The sequence below is a fragment of the Sphingobium sp. BHU LFT2 genome (genome assembly GCF_018604485.1).
Lineage (GTDB): Bacteria > Pseudomonadota > Alphaproteobacteria > Sphingomonadales > Sphingomonadaceae > Sphingobium > Sphingobium yanoikuyae_A.
The window spans coordinates 26,189-40,377 of sequence record NZ_JAFCGW010000005.1; the positions used below are offsets into that span (position 1 = coordinate 26,189).

At 68.1% G+C, this 14,189-nt stretch carries 11 protein-coding genes; 7 read left to right on the forward strand and 4 right to left on the reverse strand.

Annotated features, from left to right (window positions below; all coding sequences use genetic code 11):
• Positions 1–32 precede the first annotated feature (32 nt).
• The 3 genes from JQK15_RS11630 to JQK15_RS11640 are packed head-to-tail and all read left to right on the forward strand — an operon-like array spanning position 33 to position 5,909.
• Positions 33–851, forward strand: a complete 819-nt coding sequence (locus JQK15_RS11630) for an ImuA family protein (protein ID WP_214865659.1) — start codon at positions 33–35, stop codon at positions 849–851.
• Positions 745–2,340 carry a Y-family DNA polymerase gene (locus tag JQK15_RS11635; protein ID WP_251007714.1) on the forward strand — a complete coding sequence of 532 codons (1,596 nt, stop codon included), beginning with the start codon at positions 745–747 and terminating at the stop codon, positions 2,338–2,340. The genes JQK15_RS11630 and JQK15_RS11635 overlap by 107 nt, the downstream gene beginning before the upstream one ends.
• Entirely contained in the window at positions 2,337–5,909 is a 3,573-nt protein-coding gene (locus JQK15_RS11640) for an error-prone DNA polymerase (protein ID WP_214865661.1), read from the forward strand. The genes JQK15_RS11635 and JQK15_RS11640 overlap by 4 nt, the downstream gene beginning before the upstream one ends.
• 244 nt (positions 5,910–6,153) lie before the next feature.
• On the opposite strand, the gene JQK15_RS11645 is transcribed toward JQK15_RS11640, so the two are convergent.
• Complete coding sequence (locus JQK15_RS11645) at positions 6,154–7,113, reverse strand: 2-hydroxyacid dehydrogenase (RefSeq protein ID WP_214865662.1); 960 nt, start codon at positions 7,111–7,113, stop codon at positions 6,154–6,156.
• 75 nt (positions 7,114–7,188) lie between these two features.
• Between JQK15_RS11645 and metX the strand changes: the two genes are divergently transcribed.
• Positions 7,189–8,319: a homoserine O-acetyltransferase MetX gene (metX, locus tag JQK15_RS11650; protein ID WP_214865664.1), complete on the forward strand. Its 1,131-nt coding sequence runs from the start codon at positions 7,189–7,191 to the stop codon at positions 8,317–8,319.
• A complete protein-coding gene (gene metW / locus JQK15_RS11655) occupies positions 8,316–8,909 on the forward strand; it encodes a methionine biosynthesis protein MetW (RefSeq protein WP_214865667.1) in 594 nt (197 codons plus the stop codon). Before metX ends, metW begins: the two co-directional genes overlap by 4 nt.
• Before the next feature lie 7 nt (positions 8,910–8,916).
• On the opposite strand, the gene JQK15_RS11660 is transcribed toward metW, so the two are convergent.
• The gene (locus JQK15_RS11660; protein ID WP_214865669.1) at positions 8,917–9,528 is read right to left on the reverse strand and encodes a DJ-1/PfpI family protein; all 612 of its coding nucleotides are present in this window, start codon (positions 9,526–9,528) and stop codon (positions 8,917–8,919) included.
• A gap of 164 nt (positions 9,529–9,692) precedes the next feature.
• On the opposite strand from JQK15_RS11660, the gene JQK15_RS11665 reads away from it, so the two are divergent.
• Positions 9,693–11,303, forward strand: a complete 1,611-nt coding sequence (locus JQK15_RS11665; RefSeq protein WP_214865671.1) for a GMC family oxidoreductase — start codon at positions 9,693–9,695, stop codon at positions 11,301–11,303.
• A gap of 43 nt (positions 11,304–11,346) precedes the next feature.
• Here the strand turns inward: JQK15_RS11665 and JQK15_RS11670 are convergent, their stop codons facing one another.
• Positions 11,347–12,168, reverse strand: a complete 822-nt coding sequence (locus tag JQK15_RS11670; protein ID WP_214865673.1) for an SDR family oxidoreductase — start codon at positions 12,166–12,168, stop codon at positions 11,347–11,349.
• A 60-nt stretch (positions 12,169–12,228) separates the two neighbouring features.
• Positions 12,229–13,155, reverse strand: a complete 927-nt coding sequence (bla, locus tag JQK15_RS11675; protein WP_214865676.1) for a subclass B3 metallo-beta-lactamase — start codon at positions 13,153–13,155, stop codon at positions 12,229–12,231.
• Between the two features lie 107 nt (positions 13,156–13,262).
• On the opposite strand from bla, the gene JQK15_RS11680 reads away from it, so the two are divergent.
• A complete protein-coding gene (locus JQK15_RS11680; RefSeq protein WP_214865678.1) occupies positions 13,263–14,135 on the forward strand; it encodes a LysR family transcriptional regulator in 873 nt (290 codons plus the stop codon).
• The last annotated feature ends 54 nt before the right edge of the window (positions 14,136–14,189 follow it).

Below are 14,189 nucleotides of genomic sequence, written 5' to 3' on the forward strand. Positions count from 1 at the left end.
AGTGAAATAAGAACATATCAGGAACAAATGCAATGAGCGAGTCGATCAAAAGTCTCGCCGCGCTGAAGCGGCATATCGCGGCGCTGGACCGGACGCCAGCGCCGACGGTCGGCTGTGCCCGGCTTGCGACCGGCCATGCCGGGCTGGACGCGGCGCTCGACGGCGGCCTCCTGCGCGGGCGGGTGCATGAATTGTTCGGCGCGGCGGAGGAGGAAGGAGCGGCGGCCGGCCTGGCGCTGATCCTCGCCCGGCTGGCGGCGGATGACGCCCCCCTGCTCTGGCTGCGCACCACCACATCGGCCAGGGCGGGTGGATCGCCCTATGGCCCCGGCCTCGCGGCGCTGGGGCTGAACCCGGCCCGGCTGCTGATCGGGCTGATGGCCGATGACGCGATGCTGCTGCGCGCCGCGGTGGAGGGACTGCGTTGCCCCGCGCTTGGCGCGCTGCTGATCGAATTGCGCGGGCGGGCGCCGCTGCTCGACCTCACCGCCAGCCGGCGATTGGCGCTGGCGGCCGAACAATCGGGCGTCACCGCCTTCCTGCTGCGGGTCGGCGGCGATCCGGTGCCCAGCGCGGCGGAAACCCGCTGGCAGGTGGCGGCCGCCCCGTCCGATCCGCTGCCCGGCAATGCGCCGGGGCACAGCGCCTTCGCCCTCAGCCTGTTGCGGCGACGGGCGGGGCCGGACGGACTGGCGTGGCGGCTGATATGGGATGGCGAAAAGGGGGCTTTTGGAGACGGACGGCATGAACGCCATGAGCATGGACAGGACGGACAGCAGGACGGCGCGCCGCTATCTGGCGCTCTGGTTCCCCTTCCTGCCGATCGATCGGCTGCGGATCGCGCGGCCTGACCTCTGGGCCGCGCAGGGCGATGCGCCCGCGGTGGTGGTGGAAAATGTCCGCGGCGCGATGCGGCTCGCGACGCTGGATGCCGATGCGCTGGCGGCGGGCCTCACCCCCGGCATGACGCTGGCCGATGCGCGCGCCCGCGAGCCGGAGTTGCGCGTGTTCGAGGCCGATCCCCATGGCGACCAGGATTGGCTGGAGCGCCTGTGCGACGGTTGCGCCCGCTACACCCCCAATGCCGCGCTCGATTCCGGCCATGGCCTGATGCTCGACATCAGCGGATGCGGTCATTTGTGGGATGGCGAGGCGGAACTGGCGCAGGCCGCGACCGACCGGCTGGAACGGCATGGCATGCGCGTGCGCCACGCCATCGCCGGATCGCCCGAGGCCGCCCATGCGCTCGCCCGTTTCCCTGCCGCCCCCGCGCCGGACGAGGATGCGGCGGTGCGCCGCCTGCCGGTCGAGGCGCTGGAGCTGGAGGCGGAGAGCGCAGTGGCGCTCCGCCGGGCGGGACTGCGCACCGTCGGCGATCTTGCCGCGCGCCCGGCCGCCGCGCTCGCCGCCCGCTTCGGCGAGGAGGCTGTGGATGCGCTCCATGCACTATTGGGTCTGGGCCACCGCCCGCTGGCCCCGCGCCGCCCGCGCCCGGCAATCCGGGTCGAGCGGCGTTTTGCCGAACCGATGGGCAGCAGCGCCCACGCGATCAAGGTCGTGGCGGAGATGGCGGCGGAAGCCGGCGAACAACTGGCCGAGCGCGGCCAGGGCGGCCGCCGGTTCGAAGCAGTCTTCTTCCGTAGCGACGGCCTCGCCTTCCCGATCCGGGTCGAAACCAGCCTGCCGATCCGCGATGCGCCGGCGATCATGCGCCTGTTCCAGGAACGGATCGACAGCCTGTCCGATCCGCTCGATCCCGGTTTCGGCTTCGACATGCTGCGCCTCACCGTGCCACGCGCCGATCCGATGGCGCCGACCCAGCTCGCACTCGAAGGGGGCGAGGCGCGCAAGAGCGAGGGCGTGGAGGCGCTGGTCGATCGCCTGTCGATCCGTGCCGGGCGCGCCCGCATCCAGCGGCTGGAGCCGCGCGACAGCCATATTCCCGAACAGGCGCAGCTGGCACTGCCGGCGGTCGAGCATCGCGCGCCCGAAGGCTGGGCGCCGGTCGGCGAACCCGGCGACCCGCCGATGCGCCCGCTCCATCTGTTCGATCCGCCCCAGTCGATCGATGTCGTGGCGGAAGTGCCCGACGGCCCGCCCCACCGTTTCCGTTGGCGCCGCACCCTGCATGAAGTCACCCGGTTCGAGGGGCCGGAACGGATCGCGCCGCAATGGTGGCAGGCCAGGGACGGCGCGATCGAGGGCGAAAGCACCGGCCGCACCCGCGACTATTACCGGGTCGAGGATGCGCGCGGCCGCCGCTACTGGATCTTCCGCCACGGCCTTTATGGCGCGGAGACAGTCCATCCCGGCTGGTATATCCACGGCCTGTTCGCATGAGCGGCCGGCGCCCGCCGCCCGATCCCGCCAAACCCCGATCGATCGACCGGCGCGAATTGAACGCGATCGAGGCAGCCCGAGAAAAAACCAAACCCGCCCCGCCGCGCCCGACACCGGCCGAGCCGCCCTTCGCCGAGTTGGTCGCCGCCACCAATTTCTCCTTCCTGCGCGGCGCCTCCCACGCCAGCGACATGGTGGAACGCGCCATGGCATTGGGCCTCACCGGCATCGGCATTGCCGACCGCAACAGCGTCGCCGGCGTGGTCCGCGCCCATGTCGCCCTCAAAAAGGCCCCGGACAAGGCGCGCGCCGCCCTGATGAAGGCCAGGGAAGCGGCCGGCCTGCCGCTCATGCTCAGCCCGGAAGAGGAACAGGGCTGCGAGAGCGACCTACGCCTGGTGGTCGGCGCCCGGCTGGTGTTCGTCGACGGCACCCCCGACATCATCGCCTATCCGCGCACCCGCCGCGGCTGGGGCGAACTCACCAAATTGCTGACGGTCGGCAATCTCCGCTCGATCAAGGGCGACTGCATCCTGCGCTATGAGGATCTGACCGGTCATCTCGACGAATTGCAGCTGATCGTTCTGCCCTATGCCAGCGCGACCGAGCAGCAGGCGCATCGCCACCCGGTCGATTATGATTTTGCCGATCGGCCGCCCGGCGAGGCGATCCGCCAGAAGCATCTGAGCCTGGTGCCGCCACCGCGCCCGACCGAACTGGAAGCCCTGCTCCTGCGCCTCCATCGCCTGGCCCCTGGTCGCATCTGGCTGGGCGCCGCGCTGCGCCGCGACGGGCGCGATGCGCGGCGGCTGGCCGGCTTCAGCGATCTGGCGGCGCGGACCGGGGTGCCGCTGCTGGCGACGATGGACGCCCTTTATGCCAGCCCCGAACAGCGGCCGCTGCAGGATGTGCTGAGCTGCATTCGCGAGGGCACGACCATCGCCAGGGCAGGCAAGAAACTGGAGGCCAATGCCGAGCGCCATATCCATGCCCCGGCCGAGATCGCCCATCTGTTCCGCACCTGTCCGCAGGCGGTGGCCGAAACGATCCGCTTCCTCTCCACCATCCGCTTCACCCTGGACCAGCTGCGCTACGAATATCCGCACGAGCCGGTGCCGGAGGGCTGGAGCGCGCAGCAATGGCTGGAGGAACTGACCGTCAGCGCCGCCCATGCCCGCTATGGCCCGGTCATCCCCCACAAGGTGCGCGCGCTGATGGCCGAGGAGTTCAAGCTGATCGGCGAGCGCAACTATGCCTATTATTTCCTGACCGTACACGACATCGTCGCCTTCGCGCGTAGCAAGGGCATATTGTGCCAGGGGCGCGGATCGGCGGCCAATTCGATGGTCTGCTTCCTGCTGGGCGTGACCTCGGTCGACCCGCAACAGCATGACCTGCTCTTTTCCCGCTTCGTGTCGGAGGAGCGGGACGAGCCACCCGACATCGACGTCGATTTCGAACATGAGCGGCGCGAGGAGGTGATGCAATATATCTATGAGCGCTATGGCCGCCATCGCGCGGGCATCGCCGCGACCGTGATCCATTATCGTTCGCGCAGCGCCGTGCGCGAGGTCGCCAAGGTGCTGGGCCTCAGCGAAGATGTCGCGACCCGCCTCTCCAGCACGGTCTGGGGCAGCTATTCGGGCGATGTCGGCGACCAGCGCATCGTCGAGGCCGGCTTCGCGCTCGACAATCCCCAGATCATGCAGCTGCGCGCGCTGATCGGCCAGTTGCTGGACGCCCCCTTTCCCCGTCACCTATCCCAGCATGTCGGCGGCTTCGTGCTGACCCAGAATCGGCTCGACGAGACGGTGCCGCTCCATCATGCGGCGATGGCGGACCGCAGCTTCATCGAATGGGACAAGGATGATATCGACGCGCTCGGCCTGATGAAGGTCGACATATTGGCGCTCGGCATGCTGACCTGCATCCGCAAGGCGTTCGACCTGATGCGCGATCAGGGGCTGGGCGATCATCGTCTGACGGTCGACCTCAATTCCAGCGATCCGGCCGTCTATGACATGCTCTGCAAGGGCGAGAGCATCGGCGTGTTCCAGGTCGAAAGCCGGGCGCAGATCAACATGCTGCCGCGCCTCAGGCCGCGCACCCTCTATGACCTGACCGTGCAGGTGGCGATCGTGCGGCCCGGCCCGATCGAGGGCGACATGGTCCATCCCTATCTACGCCGCCGCTGCGGCGAGGAAAAAGTGACCTACCCCTCGCCCGGTCCCCAACATGGCCCGGCAGATGAACTCAAGACCCTGCTTGGCAAGACCTATGGCGTCCCCCTGTTCCAGGAACAGGCGATGAAGCTCGCCATCACGGCCGCCGAATTTTCCAATGTGGAAGCCAACCAGTTGCGCCGCGCCATGGCGACCTTCCGCAATGTCGGGACCATTCATCATTTCCGCGAGAAGATGATCAACGGCATGACCGCGCGCGGTTATGAGGCGGAGTTTGCCGCGCGCTGCTTCAAGCAGATCGAAGGGTTCGGCAGCTATGGCTTTCCCGAAAGCCATGCGCTGTCCTTCGCCCGGCTGGTCTATGTCTCGGCCTGGATCAAATGCCACCAGCCCGCCATCTTCGCCTGCGCCCTGCTCAATTCCCAGCCGATGGGCTTCTATGCCCCGGCCCAGCTGGTCCGCGACGCGCGCGAGCATGGCGTCGCCATCCATGATGTCGACGTCAATATGAGCGACTGGGACAATGGCCTGGAACCGCTGTTGCGCAGCCGCCGCGCGGACAAGGGCGAAGGCACCGGTCGGGCGCTGGCGCTGCGCCTTGGCCTGCGCCAGGTCGACGGTTTCCGCGAACAATGGGCAGCGCAGATGATGGACGCGCGGGCGCAGGGCGGCCTCTTCACCAGTATCGAGGATATGGCCCGGCGCGCCGGCCTGCCCGCGCGGGCGCTGCGGCTGCTGGCCGATGCCGATGCCTGCCGCTCGCTGGGACAGGACCGGCGCACCGCTTTATGGGAGGCGCGGCGCACCCCGTCGGACGAACTGCCGCTGTTCGCCGCCGCCCGCCGGCACGACCGCGCCGCCCGCGAACTGGGGGAGGAGGCCGATGCGATGCTGCCCGCCATGCCGCTCGCCGAACAGGTGATGGACGATTATGCGGTGACCCGCCTCTCGCTCAAGGGCCATCCGATGCAGTTCCTGCGTCCGGTGTTCACGGCCGAAGGCGTGCTGAGCTGCGCCCAGACCAGTGCGGCGAAGAATGGCGCGCGCGTCCGCACCGCCGGCGTGGTGCTGGTGCGCCAGCGGCCGGGCAAGGGCAATGCCGTCTTCATCACCATCGAGGATGAGACCGGCATCACCAATATCCTGCTCTGGGCGCGTCTGTTCGAGCTGCAGCGCCGCCCGGTCATGGCCAGCCGTCTGATGCTGGTCGAGGGCGAGGTGCAGCGCAGCAAGGAAGGCGTCGTCCATCTGATGGCCAGCCGCATCCATGACCGCACCGCTGACCTCAACAGATTGTCGCAATCCGAACCGCCGAAACAGGCCGCCCCCGCCGCCCGTCACCCCCGCGACGTGCGCATTCTACCCAAATCGCGCGATTTCCATTGAGATTGCGAGGACGGCTAGCGGCCATTCAATGTCGTCGGCTTGTTCGATCGTCGGTCAGAAAAGCGGACCTCGCCGGTTCCGTCATCCCGGACTTGATCCGGGATCCATTCAGCGCTCCCCATCCGCCATAGCGCAGAATGGATCCTGACTTTCGTCAGGATGACGCCGGCTAGAACTTGCAAGAAACGACCAAGTGCGGACATTCCTCCCCGTACCGGGGAGGAATGTCCGCTCCCCACCCATCCTACACCACCGGCGTCAGCAGCGCCTCCCCAGCAAACCAGGCGTCCAGATTGGCGACCACCAGGTCGGCCATCGCCTTGCGGGTGTGGACGGTGGCGCTGCCCTGATGGGGTTGCAGCACGACATGGTCCATCGCGAACAGCGCTTCGGGCACATGCGGTTCGTGCGCGAACACATCCAGCCCCGCGCCGGCGATGCGCTTATCGGCCAGCCGCTCGACCATCGCCGCCTCGTCGATCACGCCGCCCCGGCTGATATTGACGATCACGCCGTCCGGCCCGAGCGCGTCCAGCATCGCGCCGTCGACCAGCTTGGCCGCTTCCGGCCCGCCCGACGTGGCGACGATGATGACCTCGCTCTGGCGCGCAAAGTCGATCGCGTCGGCGACGTAGCGATAGGCCGTATCAGCCGCCGGCTTGCGGTTATGATAGAGAATCTCGCCCGCCACCGGCTCCAGCCGCTTTGCGATCGCCCGGCCGATCCGGCCCAGCCCCAATATGCCGATGGTCGCGCCGGTCACCCGGCCCGCCAGCGCCGGCTTCTCGCCCCGCGCCCAGCCGCCCGACCGCACCAGCCGGTCATTGGCGGCGATGTTGCGCACCGTCGCATAGAGAAGGCCAACGGCCAGGTCCGCGACATCGTCGGTCAGCACATCGGGCGTGTTGGTGACGCGGATGCCTTTCGATCGCGCATGATCGACATCGACCTTGTCATAGCCGACCGAGAATAGCCCGATCATCTCCAGCTTCGGCAGCGCGTCCATGATGGCGGCGGGCGCCCCGACCGATCCGAAGCTGACCAGCGCGCGCGCCTCCAGCACCTCCGCCGGCAGCGCGGACAGATCCGCATCCGCTGCCACATTATGGACGGTGAAGCGCTGCTCCAGCTGGTCGGTCAGATAGGGATAGAGCGGGCCATAGGCGACGATGGTCGGGCGGGTCTGATCGGTCATGCCCTCCATCTAGGCACGGCGCAGGCCGATCGCCACCCCGCCCCGCCAATTGACAGCCTCTTTCCCTCGTCTTAGCCCGATGTCATGGCCAGCGTTTCCCCTGACACACGGTTCGGCCTGCGCCGCCAGGCCCGCCTTCCCGGCCCGCTGCCGCTATCGAGCGGCGCCAGCCTGTCCCCGGTCGACATCGCCTATGAGACCTATGGGCAGATGAATGCGGACAAATCCAACGTCATCCTGATCTGCCACGCGCTGACCGGCGACCAATATGTCGCATCGGACCATCCCGTCACCGGCAAGCCCGGCTGGTGGTGGCGGATGGTGGGCGAGGGCAAGCCGGTCGACCCGGCGCGCCATTTCATCATCTGCTCCAACGTCATCGGCAGCTGCATGGGATCGTCCGGCCCCGCCAGCATCGACCCGGCGCTGGGCGATCCTTACGCCATGCGCTTCCCGGTGCTGACCATCGCCGACATGGTTCGGGCGCAGGCGATGCTGCTCGACCATCTGGGCGTCGATCGGCTGGCGGCGGTGATCGGCGGGTCGATGGGGGGCATGCAGGCGCTGACCTGGCCCACCTTGTTCCCCGACCGGGTCGAACGCTGCGTCGTGATCGCCTCGACCGCGCGGCACAGCGCGCAGAATATCGCCTTTCACGAAGTCGGGCGCCAGGCGATCATGGCCGATCCGCTCTGGCGCGGCGGCGACTATTATGCCGATGGCAAGGTGCCGAGCGCCGGCCTCGCCGTCGCCCGCATGGCGGCGCATATCACCTATCTTTCCGAAGCGGGCCTGACCGAGAAATTCGGCCGGCGCCTGCAGGGGCGTGACGCCAAGACCTTCGGCTTCGATGCCGACTTCCAGGTAGAGTCCTATCTGCGCCATCAGGGCTTGAGCTTCGTCGAGCGGTTCGACGCCAACTCCTATCTCTACATCACCCGCGCCATGGACTATTATGACATAGCCGAGGATCATGGCGGATCGCTGGCGCGGGCGTTCACCGCGACGCGGGCGCGCTTCTGCCTGGTCAGCTTCGATACCGACTGGCTCTATCCCACCGCCGAATCCCGCGCGATCGTCCATGCGCTCAACGCCTCGGGCGCGCAGGCCAGCTTCGTCGAACTGTCCAGCCCCTTCGGCCATGACGCCTTCCTGCTCGAAAGCCCGGAATTGAATCGTGTGGTCGACGGCTTCCTGCGCGGTGGCCGGGCATGAGCGATCTCCTCCGCCCCGATCTCGCGCTGATCGCCCGCACCGTGCGGCCGGGCACGCGGGTGCTGGATGTCGGCTGTGGCGACGGCGCGCTGATGGCGGCATTGCGCGACACCAGCCAGGTCGATGCCCGCGGGCTGGAGATTGACGGCTCCAATGTCGCCGCCGCGGTCGGCCGCGGCCTATCGGTGGTGCAGGGCGACGCCGATACCGACCTTGCCTATTATCCCGACGCCAGTTTCGACTATGCCATCCTCAGCCAGACGCTGCAGACGACCCGGCGCCCCGACCTGGTGGTGGATGAATTGCTGCGCATCGGCCGCCAGGCCTTCGTCTCCTTCCCCAATTTCGCCCATTGGCGCGGGCGCCTGTCGCTGCTGTGGGGCGGGCGCATGCCGGTGACGCGGCTATTGCCCGACACCTGGTATGACACGCTCAACATCCATCATGTGACGGTGGATGATTTCCGCGCGCTGGTGAAGGATCGCGGCTGGACCATCGACGGCCAGTGGTTCCTGAAAGGGGACAGGGAAACCACCCATGCGAACGCCAATCTGTTCGCCGAACATGCGGTGTTCCTGCTGCGCAGATAGCCGATCGTCAGGCCGGCACCGCTTCCACGAAGGGCGCGATCACCGCCCGCGCCCGTGCGACATAGTCGGCCTTCTCGCCCACCGGCGCGACATAATGGAGCGCCGCTTCTGCATCCGCCATAGATCCGCCCCGCGCGATCATCCAGGCGGCGAGATAGGGCGCCGACAGGCATCCGCCGGCCGTCGCGACATTGCCATGGGCGATGAAGGGCGCATCGATCACCCGCACCCCCGCCTCCACCACCCAGGGCTTGGTGGTCAGGTCGGTGCAGGCCGGCAGGTCGCCGACCAGGCCCAGCTTCGCCAGCAGCAGCGTGCCCGAACATTGCGCCCCGATCAGCTGGCGCGTCGGGTCGAGCGCGATCCGCCTCAGCATTGCGGCATCGGCCGCAATCTCGCGCGTGCGGATGCCGCTGCCGATCAGCACCGCGTCCGCTTGCGCCGCAAAGTCCAGCGGCCGCTGCCGCTGCACCGTCACCCCGTTCATCGACGTCACCGTCTCGTCGGGCGCGGTGATATAGGCGGCCCAGCCCTGCGGCTTCATCCGGTTGAGGATGGCGGCGGCGATGAAACTGTCCAGTTCGTTGAACCCCTCGAACGTCAGTATCGCAATCTGCATGGCCATCCTCCTGCGCCGTCACCCGCCTGCCATAGCCCCTTGCCCGGCCACGCCCATGGCCAGTTTGCAGGCCATGGCCCGGCCAGATATCGCCACCGCGCCCGCCCCGCCCCTTTACGCCGCCGCCCCCGCCGGGCCATGGTCCACGCACTAGAGGAGAGGCGATGGACGGGGATTATGGCCGCTGGGATTATATCATCCTGGGCGCGGGCAGCGCGGGATGCGTGCTGGCCAACCGGCTGAGCGCCGATCCGCGCAATCGCGTGCTGCTGCTGGAGGCCGGCGGCAAGGACGACTGGCTGTGGATAAAAATCCCGGTCGGCTATCTCTATTGCATGGGCAATCCGCGCACCGACTGGTGCCTGAAGACCGAGGCGGAGGCTGGCCTTGGCGCCCGCGCCATCGCCTATCCGCGCGGCCGGGTGATCGGCGGCAGCAGTTCGATCAACGGCATGATCTACATGCGCGGCCAGGCGGCCGATTATGATGGCTGGCGCCAGGCCGGCAATATCGGCTGGGGCTGGGACGATGTCCTGCCCTATTTCGTGCGGGCGGAGGATCATCAGGACGGGGCCAGCGCCACCCATGGCGCAGGCGGCGAGATACGGGTCGAGCGGCAAAGGCTGCGCTGGGATCTGCTCGACCGTTTCCGCCAGGCCGCCAGCCAATATGGCGTGCCCGAAACCGCCGACTTCAACGGCGGCGACAATCTGGGCTCGGGCTATTTTCAGGTGACGCAGCGGCGCGGCCGGCGCTGGAGCGCGGCCGACGCCTTCCTGCGCCCGGCGATGAACCGCCCCAATCTGCGCATCGTCACCGGCGCGACGATCGACCGGGTGACGATCGCGCAGGGCCGCGCCACCGGCGTGCGCTTCCTGCTGGACGGCGACGCCTGCACCGCGCAGGCCGATGGCGAAGTCATCCTGTCGGCCGGCTCGATCGGCAGCCCCGCCATCCTCCAGCGATCGGGCATCGGCGACGGCGCCCGGCTGGCCGCACTCGGCATCGACGTGCTGGCCGACCGGCCGGGCGTCGGCGAAAATCTGCAGGATCATCTCCAGATACGCTGCGCCTATCGGGTGAACGGCATCGCCACCCTCAACGGCCGGGCCGGATCATGGCTGGGCAAGGCATGGATGGGCCTGCACTATCTCGCCAGCCGCTCCGGGCCACTGTCGATGGCGCCCAGCCAGCTTGGCATGTTCGTCAAATCCGACCCGCGTCATGCCACCGCCAATCTCGAATATCATGTCCAGCCCTTGAGCCTGGCCGCGTTCGGCGGTGCGCTAGACGCCTTTCCCGCTTTCACCGCCAGCGTCTGCAACCTGCGCCCGCACAGCCGGGGCGATGTGTGGATAAGGTCTGCCGATCCGCTCGCCCCGCCCGCCATCCGCCCCAATTATCTGTCGGCGGCGGAAGACCGCCAGGTCGCGATCGAAGCAGTGCGCGTCACCCGCGCGATCGTCGGCCAGCCGGCCCTCGCCCCCTATGCGCCGCAGGAATTTCGCCCAGGGCCGGAGCGGCAGGATGACGCCGCCCTGCTTGAAGGGATCGGCGCGATCGCCAGCAGCATCTTCCATCCGGTCGGCACCGCCGCCATGGGCAGCGGCCCGCGCGCGGTGGTCGACCCGCAATTGCGCGTCCATGGCATTGCCGGGCTGCGCGTCATCGATGCCTCGGTGATGCCGACGATCACGTCCGGCAACACCAATGCGCCGACTATGATGATCGCGGAAAAGGGGGCGGAAATGATCCTCGCCGCCGCCCGTTCCTGAACTATCGGGCCTGAGCTTTCTGGCCTGAGCCTTCGCACCTCAGTCAGCGCCCGGTCGCCGATGCCCCCGTGCGATAGCCCGGCTGGGCCGGTTCGCCGAACGCCGCCAGGATCGTGTCGAACCGGCGGGCCAGATCGTCGCGATATTCGGGATGGGTGATGATGTAGGGCTGATCCTGCTCGACCGCGCGCACCACCGCCCGGCCCAGCCAGATCGGCTCCATCATGTTGGCGCGAATCTGCGCCAGCCGCGCCGGGTCCATCGCGCCCGGCCCGACCGTGTCGGATTCCGACATGCGGCTGCGGGTCAGGCCGGGAAACAAAGTGGAGACGCCGACGCCATGGGGCGCCAGTTCCTGCCGCAGCGAATCCGACAGGCCCAGCACGCCGAACTTGCTCGCCGAATAGGCTGCGAACAGGCCGAAGGGGTTGAGCCCGTTCATCGACGATGTGTTGACGATATGCCCCACGCCCCGATCGACCATCGCCCGCGCGAAACAGGCGATGCCATTATAGACGCCGGTCAGGTTGACCGCGACCAGCCGGTCGAAATCGGCCGGGTCCATGTCGATCAGCGGCGCAAAGCCCGACGCGATCCCGGCATTGTTGCAGAGAATATCCACAGGCCCGAAGCGCGCTTCCGCCGTCGCTTTCGCCCGCGCCCAGCTGTCGCGGCTGGTGACGTCGATCGGCAGCGCCATCGCGTCCGTCCCCGCCGGCAGCTTCGCCGCCTCCGCCTCGGCAAAACCCGCGTCGATATCGGCCAGGATGATGCGCCCGCCCTGCTCGGCAAAGGCCTGCGCCATCCCCCCGCCGATACCGCCGCCGCCCCCGGTGATGAATATCGTTCTGCCTGCGATCTGCATCCTGCCCTCCTTTATATTTACAACAATAGTGTTGCAAATTAAGACCAGCAGGAAAAGGGGCTATTGGCCCCGGCTGTAACTGCGCGTTTCCCCTTCCGCCGCCAGCTTCTTGTCCAGCATTCCAGTGGCGCGGTCGGCATAGCGGCGGCAGGCGGTCGGATCGATGAAGGCATTGGGCACGCGCTTCGCCCGCAGGCGCGCCAGCTTCGCCGGGTCGGCCGGATCGGGATGGGCGGTGATCAACAGGTCGCAATCCATTGCGCCCACCTTGGCAAAGGTCGCACGAAAGGCCTCGACCACCGGCCGGTGCGCCGGATCGGAAAACGCATAGCCATCGGCCGCGATCGGATTGAGGCTGGAGCCGAAGACCATCGTCGCGCATTGCCGCCCCTCGCAGCTTTTCCAGCGCCAGCTCATGCTGCCCATCGTATGGCCCGGCGTCGCGACAGCAGTGATGACCGTGTCGCCCAGCCGGATCTCCTCCCCATCCTTGACCGCGCGCAGCCGGCGCACGGCGGGGAAACGCTCCAGCCAGGCCGCCTGCGGATCGGCCGGATCGATGCCGCCGGTGCGCAGCACGGCCACCGCCGGCGCGCTCGCCACCACCGTCGCGCCACTGTCGCGCGCCAGCGCGGCCAGCCCGCCAGCATGGTCGAAATGCGGTTCGGTGCTCAGGATCAGCTTCACGTCGCGGATCGAAAAGCCCAGCGCCTTGATGTTCGCCTCCACGTCGCGCACTGCCTGCGGCACGGCACCGTCGATCAAGATCAGCCCGGCACTCGTCCTGATGAGCGCGACATTGAGGCCGCCAAACCCGACCAGATAGGTCTGGCCATGCAGCCGGGTCGGCGCCTGCGGCGCCAGCCAGCGTTTGGAAGAGGCAAGCGCGATCGGTCGCAGCAACGGATCGTCCGCCGCCTTCGTCCAGGCCGGGCCGCCCAGAAACATCGCAGCCATGCTGATACCTACGCCCATCCAGTTGCGCATCGCCCTACCCCTATATGCTTGGTGATGGGCAGAGATTGCGGGAGATATCGGCTTGCGACAAAGCATCAATTCTCGACACAGACATTAGCTGATCTTATGCACAGACCATGGATCGCGCCCAACTGCCGCTCAATGCCCTGCGCGCCTTCGAGGCGGCCGCCCGGCATCTCAGCTTCACCCGTGCCGGCCTCGAACTCTGCGTCAGCCAGGGCGCGGTCAGCCAGCAGGTCGCGCAGCTTGAGGCGCGGATCGGCGCGCCACTGTTCCGCCGCCTGCCGCGCGGCCTCGCTCTGACCGATGAGGGGCTGGCGCTGCTCCCGGTGCTGGCCGATGCGTTCGACCGGGTCGGCGGCACGCTGGAGCGGATCGAGGGTGGGCGGCTGCATGAAGTGCTGACGCTGGGCGTGGTCGGCACCTTTGCCGGCGGCTGGCTGTTGCCGCGCCTTGCCGATTTCGCCCGTGCCTGCCCCCATGTCGATCTGCGGCTGATGACCAACAATAACCGGGTCGACCTGGCCGGCGAAGGGCTGGACCTGGCGATCCGCTTTGGCGAGGGTGCCTGGCACGGCACCCATGCCCAGCCGATCCTGCGCGCGCCGCTCGCCCCGCTCTGCACGCCCGCCCTCGCCGCCCGCCTGGCCGATCCCGCCGCGCTCGCGCGCGAGCCGCTGCTGCGCTCCTATCGTGCCGACGAATGGCCGCGCTGGTTCGCCGCCGCCGGTGCGCCCTGCCCGCCGTTGCGCGGGCCGATGTTCGACACCTCGCTGCTGATGGTGGAGGCGGCGCGCGCCGGCCTTGGCATCGCGCTCGCCCCGGTCGCGATGTTCGCCGCCGATCTGCAGGCCGGACGGCTGGTCCAGCCTTTTCATGAGAGCGTCGATGTCGGCGGCTATTGGCTCACCCGCCTGCTGTCCCGACCCGACAGCCCCGCCATGGCCGCCTTCCGCGCCTGGCTGGCGGATGCTGTCCTACAGGGCTGATCGCCCCTATAATGGGGATGGTCCGCGCAAGGATATTATAGGGGTTGGAAATTA

What these genes read in the sequence shown, in the direction of transcription:
- JQK15_RS11630 (WP_214865659.1), top strand. Translation starts at nt 33, where the DNA reads ATGAGCGAGTCGATCAAAAGTCTCGCCGCGCTGAAGCGGCATATCGCG.
- JQK15_RS11635 (WP_251007714.1), top strand. Translation starts at nt 745, where the DNA reads ATGAACGCCATGAGCATGGACAGGACGGACAGCAGGACGGCGCGCCGC.
- JQK15_RS11640 (WP_214865661.1), top strand. Translation starts at nt 2,337, where the DNA reads ATGAGCGGCCGGCGCCCGCCGCCCGATCCCGCCAAACCCCGATCGATC.
- JQK15_RS11645 (WP_214865662.1), bottom strand. Translation starts at nt 7,113, where the DNA reads ATGGAGGGCATGACCGATCAGACCCGCCCGACCATCGTCGCCTATGGC.
- metX (WP_214865664.1), top strand. Translation starts at nt 7,189, where the DNA reads ATGGCCAGCGTTTCCCCTGACACACGGTTCGGCCTGCGCCGCCAGGCC.
- metW (WP_214865667.1), top strand. Translation starts at nt 8,316, where the DNA reads ATGAGCGATCTCCTCCGCCCCGATCTCGCGCTGATCGCCCGCACCGTG.
- JQK15_RS11660 (WP_214865669.1), bottom strand. Translation starts at nt 9,528, where the DNA reads ATGCAGATTGCGATACTGACGTTCGAGGGGTTCAACGAACTGGACAGT.
- JQK15_RS11665 (WP_214865671.1), top strand. Translation starts at nt 9,693, where the DNA reads ATGGACGGGGATTATGGCCGCTGGGATTATATCATCCTGGGCGCGGGC.
- JQK15_RS11670 (WP_214865673.1), bottom strand. Translation starts at nt 12,168, where the DNA reads ATGCAGATCGCAGGCAGAACGATATTCATCACCGGGGGCGGCGGCGGT.
- bla (WP_214865676.1), bottom strand. Translation starts at nt 13,155, where the DNA reads ATGCGCAACTGGATGGGCGTAGGTATCAGCATGGCTGCGATGTTTCTG.
- JQK15_RS11680 (WP_214865678.1), top strand. Translation starts at nt 13,263, where the DNA reads ATGGATCGCGCCCAACTGCCGCTCAATGCCCTGCGCGCCTTCGAGGCG.